The sequence below is a fragment of the Baaleninema sp. genome, from assembly GCF_049974805.1.
Taxonomy (GTDB): Bacteria; Cyanobacteriota; Cyanobacteriia; order Cyanobacteriales; family Geitlerinemataceae; genus Baaleninema.
Map to the genome: position 1 here is coordinate 42,386 of NZ_JBNGCO010000014.1, position 21,589 is coordinate 63,974.

At 52.6% G+C, this 21,589-nt stretch carries 17 protein-coding genes, 1 tRNA gene and 1 riboswitch; of the genes, 11 read left to right on the plus strand and 7 right to left on the minus strand.

Translation table 11 applies throughout. The features are described from left to right. Nucleotides 1–206: 206 nt before the first annotated feature. From ACP5D4_RS04850 to ACP5D4_RS04870, 5 genes are all read left to right on the plus strand, one after another. Nucleotides 207–389, plus strand: a complete 183-nt coding sequence (locus tag ACP5D4_RS04850) for a DUF5989 family protein (RefSeq protein WP_017662846.1) — start codon at nucleotides 207–209, stop codon at nucleotides 387–389. Nucleotides 390–474: 85 nt separating this feature from the next. Next, complete coding sequence (locus tag ACP5D4_RS04855) at nucleotides 475–708, plus strand: SxtJ family membrane protein (protein ID WP_428010499.1); 234 nt, start codon at nucleotides 475–477, stop codon at nucleotides 706–708. A 242-nt stretch (nucleotides 709–950) separates the two neighbouring features. Beyond that, nucleotides 951–2,705, plus strand: a complete 1,755-nt coding sequence (locus ACP5D4_RS04860; RefSeq protein ID WP_428010516.1) for a carbamoyltransferase family protein — start codon at nucleotides 951–953, stop codon at nucleotides 2,703–2,705. Between the two features lie 58 nt (nucleotides 2,706–2,763). Further along, nucleotides 2,764–3,960, plus strand: a complete 1,197-nt coding sequence (locus tag ACP5D4_RS04865; RefSeq protein ID WP_428010500.1) for an SGNH/GDSL hydrolase family protein — start codon at nucleotides 2,764–2,766, stop codon at nucleotides 3,958–3,960. A gap of 222 nt (nucleotides 3,961–4,182) precedes the next feature. After that, nucleotides 4,183–4,821, plus strand: coding sequence for a hypothetical protein (locus tag ACP5D4_RS04870; protein ID WP_428010501.1), 639 nt, complete (start codon nucleotides 4,183–4,185; stop codon nucleotides 4,819–4,821). A gap of 16 nt (nucleotides 4,822–4,837) precedes the next feature. Here the strand turns inward: ACP5D4_RS04870 and ACP5D4_RS04875 are convergent, their stop codons facing one another. After that, a complete protein-coding gene (locus ACP5D4_RS04875) occupies nucleotides 4,838–10,474 on the minus strand; it encodes a PAS domain S-box protein (RefSeq protein ID WP_428010502.1) in 5,637 nt (1,878 codons plus the stop codon). A gap of 632 nt (nucleotides 10,475–11,106) precedes the next feature. Continuing rightward, nucleotides 11,107–12,162, minus strand: a complete 1,056-nt coding sequence (gene metX, locus ACP5D4_RS04880; protein WP_428010503.1) for a homoserine O-acetyltransferase MetX — start codon at nucleotides 12,160–12,162, stop codon at nucleotides 11,107–11,109. A gap of 128 nt (nucleotides 12,163–12,290) precedes the next feature. On the opposite strand from metX, the gene ACP5D4_RS04885 reads away from it, so the two are divergent. Further along, nucleotides 12,291–12,428, plus strand: a complete 138-nt coding sequence (locus ACP5D4_RS04885) for a hypothetical protein (protein WP_428010504.1) — start codon at nucleotides 12,291–12,293, stop codon at nucleotides 12,426–12,428. Nucleotides 12,429–12,436: 8 nt separating this feature from the next. Here ACP5D4_RS04885 and ACP5D4_RS04890 read toward each other — a convergent pair whose 3' ends face one another. Beyond that, complete coding sequence (locus ACP5D4_RS04890; RefSeq protein ID WP_428010505.1) at nucleotides 12,437–13,744, minus strand: O-acetylhomoserine aminocarboxypropyltransferase/cysteine synthase family protein; 1,308 nt, start codon at nucleotides 13,742–13,744, stop codon at nucleotides 12,437–12,439. A 1,157-nt stretch (nucleotides 13,745–14,901) separates the two neighbouring features. On the opposite strand from ACP5D4_RS04890, the gene ACP5D4_RS04895 reads away from it, so the two are divergent. Then, nucleotides 14,902–15,084, plus strand: a complete 183-nt coding sequence (locus ACP5D4_RS04895) for a hypothetical protein (RefSeq protein WP_428010506.1) — start codon at nucleotides 14,902–14,904, stop codon at nucleotides 15,082–15,084. A gap of 82 nt (nucleotides 15,085–15,166) precedes the next feature. Here ACP5D4_RS04895 and ACP5D4_RS04900 read toward each other — a convergent pair whose 3' ends face one another. Then, nucleotides 15,167–15,751 carry a pentapeptide repeat-containing protein gene (locus ACP5D4_RS04900; RefSeq protein WP_428010507.1) on the minus strand — a complete coding sequence of 195 codons (585 nt, stop codon included), beginning with the start codon at nucleotides 15,749–15,751 and terminating at the stop codon, nucleotides 15,167–15,169. Nucleotides 15,752–15,838: 87 nt separating this feature from the next. Between ACP5D4_RS04900 and ACP5D4_RS04905 the strand changes: the two genes are divergently transcribed. Continuing rightward, a complete protein-coding gene (locus ACP5D4_RS04905) occupies nucleotides 15,839–16,342 on the plus strand; it encodes a YraN family protein (RefSeq protein ID WP_428010508.1) in 504 nt (167 codons plus the stop codon). 62 nt (nucleotides 16,343–16,404) lie between these two features. On the opposite strand, the gene ACP5D4_RS04910 is transcribed toward ACP5D4_RS04905, so the two are convergent. Then, nucleotides 16,405–16,791: a hypothetical protein gene (locus tag ACP5D4_RS04910; protein WP_428010517.1), complete on the minus strand. Its 387-nt coding sequence runs from the start codon at nucleotides 16,789–16,791 to the stop codon at nucleotides 16,405–16,407. Nucleotides 16,792–17,004: 213 nt separating this feature from the next. Between ACP5D4_RS04910 and queA the strand changes: the two genes are divergently transcribed. Both queA and ACP5D4_RS04920 read left to right on the plus strand, forming a co-directional pair. Beyond that, complete coding sequence (gene queA / locus ACP5D4_RS04915; RefSeq protein WP_428010509.1) at nucleotides 17,005–18,126, plus strand: tRNA preQ1(34) S-adenosylmethionine ribosyltransferase-isomerase QueA; 1,122 nt, start codon at nucleotides 17,005–17,007, stop codon at nucleotides 18,124–18,126. Between the two features lie 51 nt (nucleotides 18,127–18,177). Continuing rightward, a riboswitch (Glutamine riboswitch) is annotated at nucleotides 18,178–18,254 on the plus strand. A 50-nt stretch (nucleotides 18,255–18,304) separates the two neighbouring features. Next, nucleotides 18,305–18,526, plus strand: a complete 222-nt coding sequence (locus ACP5D4_RS04920) for a hypothetical protein (RefSeq protein ID WP_428010510.1) — start codon at nucleotides 18,305–18,307, stop codon at nucleotides 18,524–18,526. 167 nt (nucleotides 18,527–18,693) lie between these two features. On the opposite strand, the gene ACP5D4_RS04925 is transcribed toward ACP5D4_RS04920, so the two are convergent. Then, a tRNA-Pro gene (locus ACP5D4_RS04925) sits at nucleotides 18,694–18,767 on the minus strand. Between the two features lie 225 nt (nucleotides 18,768–18,992). Here ACP5D4_RS04925 and ACP5D4_RS04930 point away from each other — a divergent pair. Next, nucleotides 18,993–20,072: a C39 family peptidase gene (locus tag ACP5D4_RS04930; RefSeq protein WP_428010511.1), complete on the plus strand. Its 1,080-nt coding sequence runs from the start codon at nucleotides 18,993–18,995 to the stop codon at nucleotides 20,070–20,072. A 489-nt stretch (nucleotides 20,073–20,561) separates the two neighbouring features. Here ACP5D4_RS04930 and nadC read toward each other — a convergent pair whose 3' ends face one another. Then, the gene (nadC, locus tag ACP5D4_RS04935; RefSeq protein ID WP_428010512.1) at nucleotides 20,562–21,431 is read right to left on the minus strand and encodes a carboxylating nicotinate-nucleotide diphosphorylase; all 870 of its coding nucleotides are present in this window, start codon (nucleotides 21,429–21,431) and stop codon (nucleotides 20,562–20,564) included. Nucleotides 21,432–21,589: the final 158 nt, after the last annotated feature.

Consider the following 21,589-nt stretch of genomic DNA (forward strand, 5'->3'; position numbering starts at 1 on the left):
TGTTTGTCTTCGTCAAATATTACCGAAAAGCAATATTTGAAGTCGGGTGTTTTTCGCAAAGCTGGGCGTATTGAGAATTAGTCGCCATCGCGATCGAAAACTGATTTGCAATATGTTAAGGTGAATGGTTAAATCTTCCTAAAAGTCGGGTCGCAACGTCGAAACCCACCCTTTTTAACTCCGCTATACCAACTCAGGAGAGAGGAATGCTGCGTTTTTTACGCCGAATGTCCGTTAACGTCGATGTCGCCCGCGAAATGCTGGCGTTTTTGTGGGAACGTCGCCTGTGGTGGCTGATTCCGATGGTGACGTTACTCCTCATTTTCGGATTGTTCCTCGTATTCGCCTCAGCCTCCGGTTTGGCGCCGTTTATTTATACCTTGTTCTAAATCTTGTTCTCAAACGTCTTCGCTTAAGCGAATTCGTTAGACTTCGTTGTTCTCAAGTTGTTCTCAAATTAGGAAGCGATCGAGCGTGAATCTTCTCAAACGTGCGTGGAAATATTGGCAAGCCTTCGGGCATTTTATGGGCAACTTTATCGCCCGTCTCGTCCTCACGCTGTTCTACTTTATTATTTTTGCGCCCTTTGCCCTCGTCACTCGGATATTCCTCGATCCCCTCGGACGCAAAGCCAACAAAAACGCCAGTTTGTGGCTCGATCGACAAACCCGAGACCTAAAAATTCGCGATTCAAAATACCAGTTTTAACAGCGTTTTGTTTGGCGTTTTTCTGGAAGTAAATGTAATTTTTTTGCAGGAATTATTTACGTTTAAAGGGCTAAAACAAAAAAACAGGTTTTCGGCAAAAAAATTGATTCAACTCTCTAAAAAAACGTCAAAACTCGCCAGCCAAATCGGTTTGCCTCCGTTCGATCGACCTTCACTCTATCCCCAAAAATCTGTACGTTCTCGGCATTTCTTGCTACTACCACGACTCCGCCGCCGCATTAATTGAAGACGGCGTACTCGTCGCCGCCGCCGAAGAAGAACGCTTCAGCCGCATCAAACACGACAACGGCTTCCCCCACCACGCCATCGATTTTTGCTTGCAACAAGCGGGAATCAAGCCTCAAGACCTCGATTACGTCGTCTTCTACGAAAAACCCCTACTCAAATTCGAGCGCATTTTAATGACGGCGTTGAGTACCTTTCCCAAATCCTGGGGAACCTTCCGCGAAGCCTCGATCGCCTGGTTAAACGAAAAACTCTGGGTTAAAGGTACCATTCTCCACCAACTCGACCTTCCCGCCGACAAACTCTTATTCGTCGAACATCACCTCTCCCACGCCGCCAGCGCCTTCTTCTGTTCCCCCTACCACGACGCCGCAATTCTCACCGTAGACGGGGTGGGCGAATGGACCACAGCCAGTTTGGGGCGAGGAACGGCGTTTTGGGAAAACGACGCCGACGCCAGCCAGCGCAGCAACAGTATCGACTTGTTCCGAGAAATCAAATTCCCCCATTCCCTGGGGCTGTTATACTCCGCGTTTACCGCCTTTCTCGGCTTCCGCGTCAACGAAGGAGAATACAAAGTCATGGGGATGGCCCCCTACGGCGAACCCCAGTACGTCGATAAAATTTACGATATTTTCGACCTGCGGGACGACGGAAGCTTCAACCTGAACCTCGACTACTTCACCTTCCACCATTCCACCACCCGCACCTTTAGCGATAAGTTCGTGCGACACTTCGGGAAGCCGCGCACCCCGGAATCGGACTTTTACACCCTCACCACGCACCCGGACAAATCCGTTCCCCAGTGGGACGACAGCCTCGCCCGTCAAAACCAGTATTACGCCGATATCGCCGCCAGCATCCAACGGGTGACAGAAGAAACCCTGTTGAAAATGGCCCGCCACGCTTACGAGGTGACAGGATGTAAAAACCTCTGTATGGCGGGAGGCGTGGCGTTGAACTCCGTGGCTAACGGCCGGATTTTGCGCGAAACGCCGTTCGATCGCGTATACGTCCAACCGGCGGCGGGAGACTCCGGCGGCGCGTTAGGGGCGGCGTTGTACGTCTATCACGTACTGCTGGGGAACCCTCGCCGCTTCGTGATGGAACACGCCTATTGGGGACAGCATCACACCGCCGACACCGCCCAGACAGCCATTAACAATACGGGATTCGCCTATCAAGACGTGAGCGATCGAGACAAAATCGCCACGATGATGGTAGACGACTTACTGGCGGGGAAAGTGGTGTCCTTGTTCCAAGACCGCTTCGAGTGGGGACCGCGGGCCTTGGGGAATCGATCGATCCTCGCCGATCCCCGACGGCCGGAAATGAAAGATATCGTCAACCGGAAAATCAAATTCCGCGAACCCTTCCGTCCCTTCGCCCCGGTAGTGTTAGAAAATCGGGCGGTGGAGTATTTCGAGGGGGTCGAAGACCCCGAACCCCACTATCCACTACGCTATATGCTGATGGTGCAGCCAATTCGCTCCTCAAAACAAGATCGGATTCCGGCGGTGTCTCACGGCGGAACGGGACGAGTGCAAACGGTGCGCCCGGATTGGAACCCGCTGTACCATCGCGTTTTGGAACTCTTCGAGGAGGCGACGGGCGTTCCCGTGTTGCTCAACACCAGTTTTAACCTGCGAGGGGAACCGATGGTCAACACCCCGGAAAACGCCCTCCAATCCTTTGGAAAAAGCGGCATCGACTCGTTATATATGGACGGTTTCGTGGTACGAAAATCCTAAACAACCCGTCTAAAATCTAACGCAAAACTGTCGCTCGAACGCTATTTCTCGAACTGTCGTGACCGATAAAAAACCTGCCCCAAAAAACAAAGGCTCGTTTCTCCCCAACCTGATTTTGGCTGGGGTTTCCGCCTTATTTACCTTGATTTTCCTCGAACTCGGGGCGCGAGCGTATTTATTTCACTTTGCCACCGACGACGACTTTACGACCTTCGCCTCGTTAAAACAACTCGAGAAAGCCAGTCGTCAGGGAAAAGTGGGGGGCGACCCGCAAATTTCCCACCACCGCTATTTGGGATATACATTAACACCCAATTACGAAGACGACGAAAACCGACATAATTCTCTCGGATATCGCGGCGAAGAAATCATACAACCCAAGCCCGAGGGAGAGTTTCGCATCGTTTGTATCGGCGGTTCGACGACGTACACGACACGAGTTGACGATTATCGACTGTCCTATCCCGACTTGTTAGAAAAGGAACTTCAAGAGCGAGGATATACGAACGTTAACGTCGTCAACGCCGGGGTTCCGGGTTGGGAAAGCTGGAACTTTTTAATCGATTTCGAGTTGCGAACCCTCGACCTCGACCCGGATATGATTATCGTATATTCGGGATATAACGACTTTAAGCCCCGCGTCGTGGAACCGGAGTCCTATAAAGGGGATAATTCGGGACGGGCGGCACCGATGATCGAGCGGGTTTATATGCCAGGATGGTTGGAGTACAGTACCCTGTATCGCATCGTGGCCATTTTGTCCGGTTGGATGGAACCGCACACCTCCTACAACACGATTAATAGTTCGCCGAAAAGCTACCTCGCCGACGAGTTTCACGATCAGTTGGAAGATGGAACCTATCCGACGGACGAGTTCGAGGAGATGACGGTTCAGGAGATTTTGCAGGCGAATCCTCCGATTTACTATCAGCGCAATATTGAAAATATCGTTGCGATCGCCCAGTCGCGTAATATTAAGGTGATGTTGGCGACGATGGCGTTGTTTTCTCAACGACCCGACATCGACCAGCGGGCGGGGTCGCCGGAGTATCAATTCGCCATCGCCGAACACAATCAGGTTTTAAAAAATATCGCTCAACGTCGCAACGTTAGTTTGTTGGATTTTGCGGCGACGTTTCCCAGGCAGGAACAGTATTATGACGATGGCGTTCACGTGACGGAAGCCGGTTCGCGGCTGAAAGCGCAAATGTTCGCCAACTTCATCGTGGAACAGTCCCTCGTTCCCAAGGAGTAATGGGGTTGAGGAAAAAGGGAAGGAGATATAGCCGCCAACGACATGGAGAGATCCCGGACAGATTAAACAGTTCGACACACTCGAGTTCTCACCTTGACGTTCTCCCCCAAATCCCAGTCCCCTTGAATATCGCTGCGATCGTCGGGATTTCCCCTCGCCATCATCGAATATAACGATACTGAGCGACGACGAGGGTAGGGGAAGACAAACAAGACAAACAAGATGATGGAAACGCTGATTTGGAGTCTTCTAGTTGGTAGTCTGGGAATTGAGAGTTTGATGGCGGCGATTTGGCTGCGATCGAAAGAAACGGCGATGCAACAGCAGCAGGAAGAGGAGGACGAGTTTTTGGTGCAGTACGACTCGAAAGAAGGAAGCTGGGAAATCGAACCGTCCTCGAACAACGGCGAAGTGACAAACCCCTTCGAGAACTTCGATGATTTTCCAGTGGACTGGCGGGCGTCGGGATGGGAATATAAAATCGTTCGGGCTAGTCGCGATGTATTTCGCAATCCGGCCTTTTTACAGCGGATTCGGGAGGAGGAAGCCGAAGCCGGATGGATACTCCTCGAAAAACTCGACGATCGCCGCATTCGCTTCAAACGCTCGATTGGCCTCAGTCAAACGATTCCGCGCGATCGCCTGCGCTTCGACCCCTATCGCTCTCACGTCGGTCCGACGGGAGACGCCGGAAGCTGGTTCGGTGCGGCGATCGCGCTGCTGGCGTTGGCGTTACCCGCCTATCTGGGCTATCAGCTTGTAGAAAACACACTCAAACAGTCGCGATCGAACCCACCCATCCATCCCACAGAGCAAGTTAGCCCCACCTTACCGAAATCCGAACCGCCACCGATGCCGTAATCCCTTCCCCATCACCTCAACCCTCCCGTTCCGACGTTTCTGCCACGACGACACAATTGCGTCCCCGCGCCTTAGCCCGATATAAAGCAGCATCCGCCCCTTGCACCACCGCACCGCCACTCAACCCATGTTGGGGGAACGACGCCACTCCTAAAGAAGCGGTAATTTGACCGAGGCGCTGCCCCCGATCCCACAGTTCCAATCGTTCGATACTTTCACGGATCTCCTCAGCCCGTTTGACCGTATCTTCGAGGGTGGCATCCGGTAAAATCAGCGTCAGTTCTTCGCCACCGTAGCGACAGGCGATGTCCGACCCGCGCACGTTGTCCCGCAACAGTTGTCCCACCGCTTGCAGCACCAAATCCCCAGCGTTGTGACCGAAAGTATCGTTAAACTGTTTGAAGCGATCGACATCTAACATAACCACGCCCAAGGTCTGACCGTAACGCCCCGCTCGATGAACGTACTGTTCCAAAGATTCCTCCATGTAACGACGGTTGAACAGTCCCGTCAGTCCGTCGCGAATGCTCTGATTTTGCAGAGTTTCTCGCAAGCGCAAATTCGCCACCGCTAAGGCTAACTGTTCGGCCACCGTTCGCGCTAACTGCCGCTTGCTCCTCGACAAATGGGCGGGGTCCTCTGCTGCTACCGTCAACAAGCCTAAGGTTTCTCCCTGAGCCGTGGTGGGAACGCACAGCGTCACCGCCGGACTGTCGTTAACCTGATGGACGTGGGGACAAAACAACTCGCTCTCGGCGCCTTCGACCCAGTGAACGCGACCCCGACGAATCGCCCAACAGTCTTGGGGCGAAAACAGCACTTCTGTATGGGGTTTGCCCCACGAGGCCACTTCTTCGACCCAATTCTTGGAAGGATGCAGGGTGTAGACGGCGCCGGAACAGTGGGGAAACAGCGGTCGAATCAACGTCGCCACGGTTTTATAAGCCTCTTCGACGGTCAAACAACTTTGTAGAAAGTCGTTCATGTTGCTGAGCAATTCCATCTCAGTATTGCGTTGTTTGAGTTCCGCCACGCGAACCTCGAGTTCTGCGTTGGCTCGCTGTAAATCCCGCTCGCCCTGTTTGATTTTCGTGATGTTGCGGAAGGTCACGGCAAATCCATCGCCGAGTTTGACGGCGACGCTTTGAAACCAGCAGCGAATTCCGTCGCGATCGTAGAAAAATTCCCGTTCGCTCGGTTTTCCCGTTTCCACAACGCGCACGTAAGCATCGAAGAGTCCTTCGTCGCGATTTCCGGGTAATTCTTCTAGCAGGCGACAGCCGAGAAGGTCTTCGCCGGAACGGCCCACCAGACGCGCCGCAGCGGGATTGCACGATCGCCACTCGAAATCGAAAATCGCCCCCTCTTCGTCTCGAAGCGATCGAAATGCCATAATGCCGTCGAGGGAACTGTTTAAAATTCCCGCCAATTGCAACTCAGAATCTTTTAACGCCTGCTGTACCCGCACCAGTTCGGTGATGTCGGAGTTCGACCCCACCATTCGCACCACTTGACCTTCGCTGTTTTTCAGGTGAATCGCCCGACAGAGGACGTAGACCGTCGAACCGTCGCGATGGTGAAACCGTTGAACCACGTGGAATCGATCGCGCCGTCCGGCATTGTAATCATCGAGGAGTTCCAACATCGTCACCCGGTCGTCCTCGAAAATCGACTGTTCCCAGATGGAAAAATCGTTTTCGAGTTCCTCGTCGGCATAACCTAACATCTCTTTCCAACGGGGCGAATAGTAAATCTCTCCGGTTTCGAGATCCCAATCCCAAAATCCATCGTTGGACGCACGGACGACTAACTCGAATCGCTCTTTCGCCCGCGCGATTTCCACTTCAGCCCGTTTCTGTTCCGTAATATCTCGTCCGATGCCGATACTGTTGCCATCGGACAGTTGAATGTTCGCCCAAGAGGTCTCTAAAATCCGGCCGTCGCGGGTGCGGGTTTGGAAGTCGTGCCACTGGCCGTCTTGGTGTAGCATCACCGACACCACCTGTTGGCGATACTCGAAATCGGGGTAGCACTGCTCTAATAAGTCGATGGCTAGGATTTCCTGCGCCGACCAGCCCAAGGTCTCTTCGAGATAGCGGTTGACAAGGGTAACTTGCCCGCGAGCGTCGTAAGTGGCGATCATCACAGGTAGGCTATCGAAGATTTTTTGCAACAGTTCCGTTTGCTGTTGCAAGGCGGCTTCGGCTTCTTTGCGTTCGGTGATGTCTTCAGCGATGCCGACGATGCGATAGACGCGGTTGAAATCGTCCTTGACGGCAAAGGCGCGATCGCGCACCCAACGAATGCTGCCATCTTCGCGACCAATGCGATACTCCTCGCAATACTCGTCCCGTACCTGTTTCGGCAGGGCGCCCAACACGCGATCGCGATCCTCGGGATGAATCGCATCGATCCACTGCCGGGGATTCCTGTAAAGATCTGCGCAGGATCGCCCCCAAATTCGCTCGTAAGCGGGACTGACATAGAGCATCCGGCTTTTATCCGGGTCGGTCATCCAAAACACGCTTTCGATGTTTTCGGCAAACTGACGGAATCGCGCTTCACTTTCCCGCAGTTGAATTTCCGAACGGCGAGGTTGCGTAATATCGCGGCAAATACACACCAGTTCGCCGCGATCGGTCAGTTTCAACGAGAGTTCGGCGATAAAACTGCGACCGTCCCAGCGTTGGGCGATGACCTCTCCGCGCCACTGTCCTTTTCGCATGACTTGAGGATAAATCTGCCGTTCCAGGCGATCGAATTCCTCGGGGGGGAAACTCTCGCGCCAAGAGCGATTGCCCACCGCATCCGCCGAATCGTACCCCAACAGTTTGGCGTAAGCATCGTTAACGTAAATAAAATTGTTGTTGGCGTCGAGTACCGCCATTCCGTCCAGGGCAGCTTCGACGGCCACCAATTGCTGTCGCAGTCGTTCCCGCGTTCGTTTGCGTTCGGTAATATCCTGCGCGATGCCTAGATACCCCGTGGGCTGGCCTTTCTCGTCGCGAATCATCGTGACGGTGAGATCGACCGTGAGCAAACTTCCATCTTGACGCACGTAAGTCCATTCCTGCTTCGACGACGCCGACGGTGTCGTTTCGCCCTTCTCCATCTGACGTGCATCGACGGTTAAAATATCGAATCCCCTCACCGAGGTGTCCGATCCCTCACGGCGATTGAGTTCCTGACGGCGGATTTCTAATTCGCGATCGAGATGAAACAACAACAGGGTATGTTGACCCACCACTTCCTCCGCGCGATAGCCCAGCATCCGTTCGGCACCCGCGTTAAATACGGCGATCGTCCCGTCGAGATCGGTGGCGATAATCGCTACGTCCGTCGCCGCGTCCAAAATCGCCTGTAACTGGGCGCTGAGTTCTGCCAAACGGCGTTCGGTTTCTTTGCGTTCGGTCACGTCCGTTTGCACGCCGATGTAATGGGTTACGCGCCCGTTTCCGTCTCGAATCGGGGAAACGGTCAGTTCGTTCCAAAACAAACTGCCGTCTTTGCGGTAGTTTCGCAAGGTGACGCAGCAGGGACGCTCTTCTTTGAGAGCTTGGCGCACTTCTTTGAGGGCGCTTTGTTGGCGATCGCTCCCCTGTAAAAACCGACTGTTACGACCGATAACCTCTTGCTGGCGATAGCCGGTAATACGCTCGAAGCCTCGATTGACATAAATCAAGGGATTGTCTTTGCCAGTGGCGTCGGCGATGGCGATACCGTTACTGCTTTCGGAAATCGCCCGTTCGAGGAGTCGCAGCCAAATTTCGGCGGCCAGGCGTTCGGTGACGTCCCGAGTGACTTTGGCAAACCCGCACAACTGTCCCTCGTCGTCGTACAAAGCGGTGGTGCTGACGCTGGCCCACAGTTGAGATCCGTCCTTGCGAACTCGCCAACCTTCCGTTTCGTAGCGTCCGGTCTGGGTGGCTTGATGAAGCTCTTCTTCAGGGAGTCCTTGGGCGCGATCTTCTTCGGTAAAGAAGCAGGAAAAGTGTTGTCCGATAATTTCCTCGACGCGATAGCCTTTAATACGTTCGGCTCCGGTATTCCAAGTGACGATCTTTCCAGTGGGGTCGAGGCGGAAAATACCGTATTCGGTGACGCGATCGACCAAAAGATGTAAGTTTTCTTCGCTTTGTTGGCGATCGCTCATGTCTCGCGCCACCCAGAGAACCGTTTCGCCGTCTCCTAACGGGGAAAGGCGTGCGGAAAACCACAGATGGCGGCCGCTCTCGTCGAGGGGAACGCTGTATTCGAGATACTCGCTGCTGCCCTTGTCGAGAACGCGACCGACCGCCGCGAGGATGGCAGACCGATTCGACTCGTCCGCCAATCGTTCGAGGGTGCGCTCGAGAATATGTTGGTCTTCTCCATACAGAAGATCGGGATTGGTGGGTACGACCCCGACGGTTTGCCCTTGGCGATCGAATAACAATACGATCTCCGTCATGGCCTCGAAGAAGTCATGAAAGACAGTATCGGTTTTCGCCAGACCAGACACCCTCTTCAAGGCGCTGAAGAGACTCAGCGGAGAGGCGATCGCTTCGTCAGCGCCGGGTTTTTTCGACGGCTCGGCGGTCCTTTCACCCTCGGAGTTTTCTGCCGGTTCGCCCTCTAAACCGCCCCACTGCTGAGACGAGTTGCGATTTTGTTGCAGGGCGATGTTCGCGGCGTAGTGAGAGAGGTTGTAGCCCCGGCTCTGGCTGCGATCGCTTTCGGCGTGGGAGAGAGCGGCGGGACGACACAACCGAACCGAGGCGGGGAGCGCGGCGAAGAGATTCTGCGAGTTCGCCAGACCGGCCAGTTCCCCGTAACGATCGACGAGGACGAGATGTCTCAAAGGTTTTCGGGTAAAGGTTCGCACCGCCATCGCCAGGGAGTCATCGAGACTGGCCGGGTGCAGGGGGGCGCTGGCGGCTTCTCGCACGACGGTGCGATCGAAGTCCAATCCCAAGGTGGCATATTGCAGGAGGTCGCCCAGGGTGAGAATCCCGCGAGCCACGCGGCGACCGTCGGGAACCGTCTCGTCAGCCACCACAACGGCACTGAGCCGATTTTGAATTAGGATGTCGGCCGCTTCGCGCAAGCTGGCTCGACTAGCGATCGCCATCGGTTCGGAACAAGACCCTTCGGCAGAGGACAACTCGGATAGCGATCGCCCTTTCAAGGACTCTAGAGCCTCTTGAGAAAGCCAAGGCAGTAGCCGCAGGCGATCGAGCCAACCGTAGGGGTTCCCCTTGGCGTCGAGACACAACAGCCAGTCTGCCGAAGCGCCTTGGAGAGACTCCCACAACACCTGAGTTTCGATGTTTTCGGCCACCTGTATCGTCAGCACGGGAACCGCTACGGAACGAAGGGGGGTATCCTCAAGATCCTCGCCTCCCACGATCGCGCGGCAGAGACGCCACGGACAAACGGTTTTGAACTGTCCTTCTTCGTCAAGGGCGAGAACGCCTCTCTGGCCGGTCTGTCGATCGCGGGACAGATAGGTGGCGATGGAGATATCGGGCGTCGAAGCTGCGGCGAAAGATTCCCTCTCGAGGGCGGTTACCGTATCGATCGGCAACTCTTCGAGAGTCCAACTTCCTTTCGGATCTCGGGCTTTGGGGGTACAAGAGTCTTCCAAAAAACGCAGTTTGTCTGAATCTGTCATGGACAACGAAAATGGGAACGAAGCGCAATCTCTCGAGTTCGATATCAGCTCGCTGGCCTGAGTTCGATTGGGGGAATTTTGAGAAGCGTTTGCGTATTTCACAACTGGAATTCTGGGGACGATAATTCGCCCGCCGTTTGTCCGTCTTGCGAAGGCTTTTGAGAGCGTCGTTCCTACTTCGATCGTATCACTTGGGTTTTGAGAATTCACGGGTAGAATTCACTGGCGATCGCGCAGCGTCACGCTCGCCCCTCGCTTTGACCTTCGCTCTCTCGCACCCGGCCGCCGCAGGCGGAGTTGACAATGGATTGGGAGAGGCGTCGGGACTCGCTTCGCATTCCCAGGGCTGGACAGGACATTACCGAGTCAAAAAAGCGCTCTAATTCCTTGAGAACTCGCCCAACCGTCCCAACAAGTTGCCCGCCCTGCCCAGTCGATCGCGCTCCGAGCCATCGTCAAGTCTGAATAAGTCCGCAATCCCCATGTTTATTTTCTTATAATAATTCGACTTTTAAAGACGCGATCGCCCCGATCGCAATTTGTTACTTCCACCCTTGAAAAAAACTGAAATTTTTTAGCTCGAAAATTCGATCGCGATCGCGCCTCGCCCTTTTCCTGCCGCTGCCAGGAAATCAACCGAACGCAGTGGTCACGAACTTAACGATCAGCCCGTTGAGGGCTTCCATATCAATTAAAAAGGCGTCGTGACCGTGGGGAGAATACAACCATTCGAGTTTGGCATTGGGCATAAACTGCGCCAACTCCTGTTGTTCGACCGGAGGATACAACAGATCGGAATCGATCGTCACCACTAACGTCGGCTGAGCGATCGATCCCAAAACCTCATAATAATCCCAGCGACCCTCAGAAACATCGTGCCGATCCATCGCATCGATCAACGTCAGATAAGTATTCGCATCAAAGCGATCGACCAACTTTTTCCCCTGATACTTCAAATAACTACAAACAGCATAATCTCCGTTGTCCTGAACCTGACGTCCGAACCGCTTCTCAAAACTCCCGTAAGCCCGATAGGAAATCATCGCCATCATCCGCGCCGCCGCCAATCCCTGTCTCGGCGGTGCATCTTCCGCGTACCAGCCTCCACACCAGTTAGGATCTGACTGAATCGCCTGTCGCTGCGCCTCGCTAATACCAATACACCAAGCCGAATGTCGCCCTGAAGCTGCCACCGAGACAATCGATTCGACAAAATCCGGATACAGTTTCCCCCACTCCAACACCTGCATCCCGCCCAGAGAACCGCCAACAGCCATGCGTAATTTCTGCACGCCCAACTCTTTCATCAATCTCGCTTGCAGACGCACCATGTCGCGGACGGTAATCGCGGGAAATTCCGGCCCGTAAGGTTTTCCCGTTTCTGGGTTTGTCGAAATCGGCCCGGTCGTTCCGTAACAACTCCCTAAAACATTGCTACAGACAATAAAATCGCGCTCGGGATCGAACGCCTTTCCCAGACCGAAGAGCGGCCCCCACCATTCATCCGCATCGGCGCTTCCCGTTAAAGCGTGGCAGATGTGAATGGCGTTGTCGCCCCTTGCATTGAGCTTACCCCAGGTTCGATACGCCACCTTCACACCCAACAACAGCTTCCCTGACTCGAGCGCGAAGGGTTCTGTCAGTTGGTGAAATTGTGTATCTGGAGAGATCGAATGCGAGTATTTCATCGAGAATTGGCGATGGGGAATTGCTGAAAATTCTAATCGATCGACGGCTTGCGACGATAGGGGCGCTCGATACACCCGCCTCGATACACTCGCCTCGAACACCCATAACGAAAACAACAACAGCAACGATGTTAGACCGAACGCTCTCGCACGAAAACGGCAGAACCCCCCTCGTCTCCACACCAATTCACCGTTGGCGTCGGTGGACTTGGGGAAAAACGAGAGGGAACGGACGCGATCGCCCTCCGAACTGCCGCTCCAACTGACGTTAGGTTTACTTAACCTCGGCGAACGCTTGCTCGAAGTCGGCTTTGATGTCGTCGATGTGTTCTAAGCCGACCGACACCCGCACCATTTCCGGCGTGATTCCTGCCGCCTTCTGTTCTTCTTCAGACAGTTGTTGGTGCGTCGTCGAAGTCGGGTGAATCACCAACGTTTTCGCATCGCCCACGTTCGCCAGGTGAGACGCCAGCTTAACGTTATTGATGAACGTCCGGCCGGCTTCCATTCCGCCTTTAATGCCGAAACTCAACACGCAACCAAACCCGTGTTTGAGATATTTCTTCGCCCGCTCGTGGTACGGGTGATCGCTCAAACCCGGATAGCTTACCCATTCAACTTGAGGGTGTTCGTTTAACCACTGCGCCAAGGCTAGAGCGTTTTGCGTGTGGCGATCGACCCGCAGCGACAGCGTTTCTAAACCTTGCAGCAGCAAGAACGCATTGAACGGACTCAAACAAGGCCCTAAATCCCGCAGCCCTTCGACTCGCGCCCGAATAATAAAGGCGATGTTGCCAAACGGGCCGTTCGGGCCGAAGGTTTCGTAGAAGTTCAAACCGTGATAGCCCGGAGAAGGCTCCGTGAACACGGGAAATTTGCCGTTCCCCCAGTCGAATTTACCGGAATCGACAATCACTCCCCCGATCGAGGTTCCGTGACCGCCAATCCATTTCGTCGCCGATTGCACGACAATATCAGCACCCTGTTCGATGGGACGGCAGAGATATCCCGCACAACCAAAGGTGTTATCGACAATCAGGGGAATGCCGTTTTCGTGAGCGATATGCGCTAAAGCGTGAAAATCGGGGATATTAAATTTCGGATTGCTCAGACTTTCGACGTAAATCGCTTTAGTGTTCTCGTCGATCGCCTTGCGAAATTCTTCCGGGTCGTCTCCACCGACAAATTTCACGTCGATTCCCATCCGGGGAAACGTTACTTTGAACTGGTTGTAGGTTCCGCCGTAAAGGGTACTGGTGGAAACGATATTGTCTCCAGCTTGACAGATGTTATTGATGGCAATAAATTGCGCGGCTTGACCGCTGGCGGTCGCTAGTGCCATCACCCCACCTTCGAGGGCGGCAATGCGCTGCTCGAATACGTCGGTGGTCGGGTTCATGATTCGGGTGTAGATGTTCCCGAATTCTTTGAGCGCGAACAAGTTCGCGCCGTGATCCGCGTCGTTAAAGGTGTAAGAGGTGGTTTGGTAAATGGGGACCGCCCGCGCGTTCGTTCCCGGGGCAGGGCTTTGTCCGGCATGAATTTGTAAAGTCTCGAAATGGTATTGATTGGCTTCTGACATGAACCGTTCCTCGATCGTGGGTTGGGTTTGGGGTATGGGGGTCTGCGTCGAGCTTGGGGTCAAATTATTCTAAGACATCCCGTCTCTGGGAACAATTAAAAACCGCAAGTGTGATAAGTTTTGTCACAAATAGGTAGAAATGCTGTGGCTTGGATGCTCGGGGTGAGAATATTGATCGATTGGCCTTTTACTGTATTAACACATGGCAATGCAGTAAAATTTTGATTCGATCGACTATTCACTCGGGGTTTAAAGCTTTAGTCAAAAATATATTTTAAAGATAAAAAACTATTTAAAATGAAGATAGTTTGGCGATTAAATAATTTTTAATTAAATTTATTACTTATTATTTTCTAATCTTTTCTATTTTGATTTATTTTTTTGTATTTTTATTTTATGGACTACTAAATAATTCATGGCAAGATTCCCGGTATTTTGAAGATGCTGGAGATCTGGAAACACTCCTACCTTTGTTCGATTTTGAGTTTAAAATCTGTTAATTTCCATAGGTTAAGTTCCACAATTAACTTAGGATTGCTATATCATCCTAAATCTTACAAAATATGTATTTAAAATCTTGATATGTAAAGTTTAGCAAATCGATTAAACTTGCTTGTATTAAGGCTTTCAGAAAAGTTGATTGGTGCGTCAAATCTCAATTGTAGGAATACTTAGGATTTTTGGCAAGAATCTTGATATTCTAATACTATCAATATTAGCATATTTTAAAACAATCAATTAATTACAATATTTTTTTAGATTTTTTTAGAAAATAGTAAATATCATATGTAAGTGTTAGATTTAGATAGTTTTAAAACACAAAAATATTATAAATAAATAGTCGAATTCATTATTTTTGACGGCAAAATGGGACGAAGATTATCTCGAATTTCGAGATTTTCGGGAAAACCTCCGAGGAGAATTGGGAAACGTCGTTCTGAGAGGGCGGAGAGGGCTGAGAGGGCTGAGAGGTCGATCGCCCAAAACAGGCTCTTGCGATCGAGTCAGGGCCAGAGCGATCGAACCCCCAGCAGTCTTTCTCAAACAGATCCAACAGATCCCAGCACGATCGCGAATCCATCCTCTCAAAACTTATCTGACGAGACCATGCGATCTGAGAACGTGCGCGATCGGAAACAATAACACTATATTTATCAGTGCGCGATCGCGAAGCCAGTTTTTTCCTCCCCGAGTCTCGAACCCGATGGCGTCAGCGATCGCCGACTCGGTCGCCGAACCCTTCGCCCTCTTCTAGAACGCGATCGCGGGTGGCGAAGATCGCGCGCGATCGCGTTCCGGATGAGTTCGATCGTGCGCGATCGCGTCCCAACTCCCACTAAACTCCCACAAAAAACCCAGTTCCCTCGAGGAACCGGGTTTTTTCCAGATTCAGTCCTGCGGGACGAACCCCACATATCACAACTAAAGATAATCACACATCAACGTATCTCGCGTATTGCGCCCCGTAACCGGATTCGTTCCCGACGCGATCGCGCAGAGTTCCGCTTGCGTGTCCTCTCGCAGAAACACATCCGTAAAATCAGCCCCGTCAATCTCCGTATTCTTAAACTGGGCGTTATAAGCGAAAGCCCCTTCCAGAAGCGCGTTCTTCAAACTCGATTGAATAAACACCGCCGAGTCGATCGTCGCAAAGCGCAAATCCGCCCCGTCCAACGTCACTTCCTTAAACTTCGTGCGGAACAACTGAGATCCCACCAAATTGGCGTTGCGGAAATCGCTACTGCGAATCGTCGCCAGGGTGAAATTCGCATCCGTTAAATCCTGACCCGAAAAATCCTCCCCGAACAGCGTTTCCTTCTCGTAACTCGCCGCCTGCGCCGGACTCGCGTACAACGCCACATCCGCCAAACAGAGAATACCAATACAAAAGGCGATCGCGCAGCATCTCAACAGCCGATCGACCCACAAACCAACTTTCCAATTCCGACGCCCCAGGCCAACAGCGTATTTCCCTTCTCTGGGGCTTGCAACCGTACCGTATTTCACGAGTAACCTCTATCCTCGAAACGCGACTTGACATCAGTTCTCAGCCCATCTGAAATTAAACCGAGAACCTCGCGAACCCGATAAATCATGGATTCTAGTTGCGATCCTACCAGTAACGATCCGCATAAAACCGGCGAGCTTGGAGAAGAACTCGTCGTTCGCTGGTTAAAACAGCAAGGCTGGCAGATTTTACACCGTCGTTGGCGGAGTCGCTGGGGCGAAATCGACATCATCGCCAAATTTCCAGCCACCCCCCCTACCGCGAAAACCTCCCAACTCATCTTTGTCGAAGTCAAAACTCGCCGTCGTGGAAATTGGGACGCCAACGGCTTACTGTCAATCACCTCGCAAAAACGCAAGAAACTCTGGCGTACCGCCGAACAGTTTCTCGCCGTCTATCCTCAATTTAGCAACGTACCTTGTCGGTTTGATGTGGCGTTAGTGAAGTGCGATCGCCTCAAAACTCCTCCGACTCAGACTATCTCCTCCTGGGTTGACGTTAGTGAAATCCTGCTGAAAAAACCCTTGTACCTTGCCAACGCCAGACTGACGTTACACCAATATCTTACAGACGTATTCGACGCCGATTAAACCGAACCATCGACATTTAATCCACTGTTGTCAGAGTACGCCAGTGTAGAGTATCCCAACGACTACGCCAAGGTTTCCGGACAGTAGCCGAGTCCTCGGACGAACTGATGGCGAAACGCCTCAATTTCTTCCGTATCCGGATTTCCATGACAGACGATCGCCACTTGATAGCGTCTCATCACGTCTACCGGCGTTTGTCCCGTTTCCAAACTCCACATCGCCATTTGTACGCGAATATTAGAGGGATAAGGAATACCGAGTTCTTTCAAGTAAGCTTGAAAATCACCGTCTTGTTGTGCGTCGAGGGGAAACTGCATTTTGACGCGAACCACCCAGCCGTCGATTTGGTGAATGACCGTAACGAACTGAACCGGGAAATGGTTGCGTTGTAAGTGTTCGACCACCCTCAACGTTAAACTGGCATTTGCGAGATAGTAAAGATAATCCATGTTCCGTGCCGTGAATTGGGTGTCTACTACAATCGTCGCCGAGCCTGCCTCAAAGCTGTAGGGGGAAATCCCGCTCGTTTCATGGGGAGAGTTCCCCAAAGTTACGACAATTCCCGCGTTCGAGGCGTCCCACCCTAGGTTTCGTTCTGGGTTTTCGCCCTTTTGTTTTCACAGTTTTGTTTTCATAGTGAAGTTGCGCGATCGTTTATATCTATGTCCGAATTTCAGCCCCAATCGAATCCCGATTTGTCTCTCGAGGCTTACGATTACGAATTACCCGAAGGCCGAATCGCTCAAAATCCCGTAGAACCGAGGGATAGCGCCCGATTTCTCGTCGTAACATCTCCCACCGAACACCAACATCGTCGGTTTCGGGATTTACCGGAGTTGTTACAACCGAACGATTTACTCGTTCTCAACGACACCCGCGTACTTCCAGCCCGTCTTTACGGCGAAAAACCCAGCGGTGCCAAAGTCGAAGTGCTGTTGTTAGAAGAAGTCAGTCAAAATCGTTGGTTCGCCTTGGTAAAACCGGGAAAACGCCTCAAACCCGGCGCGTCGATTCTGTTTTCACCGCCCTCAAACTCTTCAGAAAAGCTTTCAGAGAGCGAATTTAGCGCCCGCGTCGTTTCCGTAGACGATAAAACCGGCGGTCGCCTGTTGGAATTTCAGTTTCCCGAAGACAAAATGTTCTTAGAGATGCTGGAAGAGTACGGCGAAGTTCCGTTTCCCCCTTACGTCACGCAATCCCAGGCGTCGCCGAACCAATATCAAACCGTTTACGCCCGTCAAGCGGGTTCTGCCGCCGCCCCAACAGCCGGGTTACACTTTACCGAGAATTTGTTCGATCGCCTAGACGAGAAGGGAATTCGTCGCGCTTTCGTTACCCTGCACGTCGGAGTCGGCACCTTTCGCCCCGTGGAAGTTTCTGATATTACGAAACACGCCATGCACGAAGAATGGGCGAAAGTTCCCCACGAAACCGTCGAGGCGATTCGCGACACCCACGCCAATGGCGGGCGGATTATCGCCGTGGGAACCACCGCCGTGCGATCGATCGAATCGGCGGCGGCTAACAGTCAAACCTCAGACATCGAGCCGTTTTGCGGAAAAACCGATCTTTTTATTTATCCCGGCTATCGTTGGCGCGTCGTCGATGGCTTGATTACCAACTTTCACTTACCCAAATCCAGCTTGATGATGTTGGTGTCCTCTTTAGTGGGGCGGGAACGACTTTTGACGCTCTATCGAGAAGCCGTCGAACAGAACTATCGCTTCTTTTCCTTTGGCGATGCCATGTTCGTCACCCCCGAAGCCCAAATCAAAAATTCATGAAGTCTTGGGGTTGACAGTTACTCACCTTAATGTAAAGATAGCTCAATCTCAATCGTTCATCCCTTCTCAGTCGAGATTTTCATTGGTGAAGGGACGGAAGTAGGGCTTACGCACCGAAGGAACGCAACGCATCTTGAGTGATTAACAACACTGACGAATCACATTTGAGGTATCGCTGATGCTAGTTTCCTGCTTGGCTACTTTAGCCGTAGCTGGTGTTTCGATTGTCCTCAGCCTCAACACGACTGAAGAAATCGTTAAAGTTGCCATGGCGGGTGTCGCCGGACTGTGCTTGATTCTGAGCCTGATTTTCGCACCCTGGCCCGTCAAAGCACTCGTTCTCGCCGCACCGCTGGCGCTCGATCGACTCCCGGGTTTGGGCGCGATCGGTATCCGTTAGACTTAACTGCACGTCTCGATCGAATCCTGTCAAAGACTGAACAGAGGGTTCGATCAAACCTTTAAACGAGAGAGTTCAAAAAAATTTCCCCAACTCCCAGGTTTGTACCTCGGGAGTTTTTTTCTGCACGCTCAAGCACCGTGGCCTGAGAGCGGCGTTGGAGAAAGTCGGGATGACAGGATTTGAACCTGCGGCATCCTGCTCCCAAAGCAGGCGCGCTACCAAGCTGCGCTACATCCCGTAATGGTGATTCCTGAGAACGATCGGCGATCGTTCCTAACAATTATAAAAGATTTGCTCCGGACTTGCCAAGCCATCTCTAGAATTGAGAAACCAGCGACAGCCTTCGACTGAAGCGCGATCGCGCTCGATCGACCGTCCTCCTTCCCAACCCCTCGATTTCGCAATCGATCGCGCTACTATCGAGCTATCTCAACATAGAATCGACCTATAGGACGTGGCATCGATGAGATTACAAGACTTTCTCGAGAGCGATCGCAAGTACGACATCAACGACATTGCCGCCGACGAAGATCTAACCCGTCAAATCCAAGTACGCCTGATCGACATCGGCATCCTCGCCCCCCCAGCAGACGGCAAGTTCGGTCCCGTCACCACCGCCGCCTTTCACCGATTCCAAACCCTCATGCAAGCCGGAGAAAACGGCTACCTCGGAGCTCGCACCGCCAAACTCATCATCCAAACCAAACGAGAAGACCTCCCCAAACCCCCACCCAAACTCAAAATCCTCAAAAACACCGTACTCAAAGCCAGACCCCTCCAGTCCTCCGACCTCCCCGACACCGAAAAACAATCGATTCCCGCCGATACCGAATTCGAGTTACTCGATTACGAACCCGTCCGCAACCACATCCGCATCACCTTACGGAACAAAGCCTTTCCCAAACTGCACGACAACGGCAAAATCGAAGATTCCAAACAGTGGTACACCTTCAAAGAACACGTACAAATCTGGGAAGACGAAGACCGCGAAATACCCAAAGCCAAACCCGAAACCGTTCGCCTAGACGTTCCCTACAAGTCCCAACTCGACAACTGGTATAACCCCACCGGGTCTTGTAACGTCACCTCCCTAGCCATGTGCTTAGAATATCTCGGGGCTTCCAGACGTACTTACGTCGGTCAACTAGAAGACGAACTTTACGAATACGCTCTTCAACAAGGCTTAAGCCGCCACAGTCCCTACGACCTGGCCAAAATCGTCCGCGACTACGGTTGTCGCGACCAGTTCCGCACCGACGCCACCATCGAAGACGCCAAAGACTGGCTCGCCCAAGGGAATCCCTTAGTCATTCACGGTTACTTCACCTCCTTCGGCCACATCATCGTCTTAGTCGGCTACAACGAGCGCGGCTTTATCGTCCACGACCCCTACGGCGAATGGTTCGAGTGGGGATACCGCACCGATTTAAGCGGAGCCTATCTCACCTACACTTACGACCTCATCCGCCGCGTTTGCATCCCCGACGGCTCCTTTTGGGTCCATTTCATCGAAAATTTTGGGTTTGAAACCCCGCCCTTCTAGGGCGGCTTTACAGTACAATGGACGTGAATGGTTAAACTGGCTAACGAAACCCAAGTTAGTAAGTTTGCCTAAAACTCCAATTGAATGGGAATTTTGGCGGTGGGACACACCGTTACAGCCTGTGAAGCGAGTGTAAGACTTGAAGGATATCGATCCGGAGAGCCACTGCGAAAAACTCGAGAGAGAAGGAAGCAGGAACCCAAATCGCGAGGTTTGGGAATCACCGCCCTTCCAGGGCGGTGAGGATGTCAATTCAAAATAAAGACCCCCGTAGGGTGCGTGACTTGAACAATCCGGTGTAAATCGCCAGACTAACAAATCGTCACGCACCGACAAGGTACACCGCCAACCAACAAGGGTGCGTGACTTGAACAATCCGGTGTAAATCGCCAGACTAACAAATCGTCACGCACCGACAAGGTACACCGCCAATGAAGAAAACCGTTCCCCCGTCACGCACCGCCCCCACCGGGAAATCTCTCTGATACCTCAAGCCAAACTCAATTTCATACTGATATCGAGCCAATGAGACCTCGTAATCGGGGCGCTCGTTGAAATGTAATCGACTCCCGTTTCAGCAACACTACGCAACCTCTCGAGAGTGATGTTCCCCGACGCTTCAATTTTCACCGGGCGATCGAACCCTCGAATCAAGGCCACCGCCTCGCACATCTGTTCCCGGCTCATATTATCGAGCATGATAATGTCCGCCCCTCCCTCCAGAGCTTCTCGAACCTGGTCGAGGGTTTCCGTTTCCACCTCGATCGTCATCGGATAGGGAATTTGCGGCCGAATGCGTGCGATCGCCGCTTCGATACCTCCAGCAGCGGCGATGTGATTGTCTTTGACCATCACCGCATCATCTAATCCCATACGATGGTTCGTCGCCCCTCCGATACGAGAGGCGTATTTCTCAAAGATTCTCAAACCCGGCGTTGTCTTGCGCGTATCCGTCAGTTGCGCGGGTAAATCAGCAATCCTCTCCACATATTGCCGCGTGGTACTGGCGATACCGCTGAGCCGCATGACTAAATTCAACGCCGTTCGTTCTCCCATTAAGAGAGCCTCCAGGGGACCCTCAAAGCGAGCGATCGCCATTTGCGGCGTACAAGCAGTTCCGTCATCCACCAGTTGACTGCTTCCCGCACCGCACCCCAACAGTTCAAAAATTCGTCTCGCTAGAGGGAGTCCCGCCACCATCCCCTCCGCTTTCGCCGTCCAAATTGCCGTTCCCCGAGCGTTGGTTCCGTTAAGGAGGGTTTGGGCGGTGGCGTCCCCCCGTCCGATATCTTCCTTGAGCCAGTCTTTTAATAAGGGGTCGATCGAAACCCAGGGAGGAAGAGCTACCGTTCTGCTCACGAGTCACCTATATATCAGTTGGCATTTTTCACCATAGCTCGATCGATCCCCCTGGGAGATCCCCGTCGAGTTTGACCCGAAATCGAGTCCGATAGATGGAGAGCGATCGAAAAGCCTCCAGAGGTCGATCGAGGGGTTGAGGAGGGGATCGCGAAAAA

Coding starts and splice junctions, on each gene's coding strand:
- ACP5D4_RS04850 (WP_017662846.1), top strand. CDS start 207: ATGCTGCGTTTTTTACGCCGAATGTCCGTTAACGTCGATGTCGCCCGC.
- ACP5D4_RS04870 (WP_428010501.1), top strand. CDS start 4,183: ATGATGGAAACGCTGATTTGGAGTCTTCTAGTTGGTAGTCTGGGAATT.
- ACP5D4_RS04875 (WP_428010502.1), bottom strand. CDS start 10,474: ATGACAGATTCAGACAAACTGCGTTTTTTGGAAGACTCTTGTACCCCC.
- metX (WP_428010503.1), bottom strand. CDS start 12,162: ATGAAATACTCGCATTCGATCTCTCCAGATACACAATTTCACCAACTG.
- ACP5D4_RS04885 (WP_428010504.1), top strand. CDS start 12,291: ATGTTAGACCGAACGCTCTCGCACGAAAACGGCAGAACCCCCCTCGTC.
- ACP5D4_RS04890 (WP_428010505.1), bottom strand. CDS start 13,744: ATGTCAGAAGCCAATCAATACCATTTCGAGACTTTACAAATTCATGCC.
- ACP5D4_RS04905 (WP_428010508.1), top strand. CDS start 15,839: ATGGATTCTAGTTGCGATCCTACCAGTAACGATCCGCATAAAACCGGC.
- ACP5D4_RS04910 (WP_428010517.1), bottom strand. CDS start 16,791: ATGGATTATCTTTACTATCTCGCAAATGCCAGTTTAACGTTGAGGGTG.
- queA (WP_428010509.1), top strand. CDS start 17,005: ATGTCCGAATTTCAGCCCCAATCGAATCCCGATTTGTCTCTCGAGGCT.
- ACP5D4_RS04920 (WP_428010510.1), top strand. CDS start 18,305: ATGCTAGTTTCCTGCTTGGCTACTTTAGCCGTAGCTGGTGTTTCGATT.
- ACP5D4_RS04930 (WP_428010511.1), top strand. CDS start 18,993: ATGAGATTACAAGACTTTCTCGAGAGCGATCGCAAGTACGACATCAAC.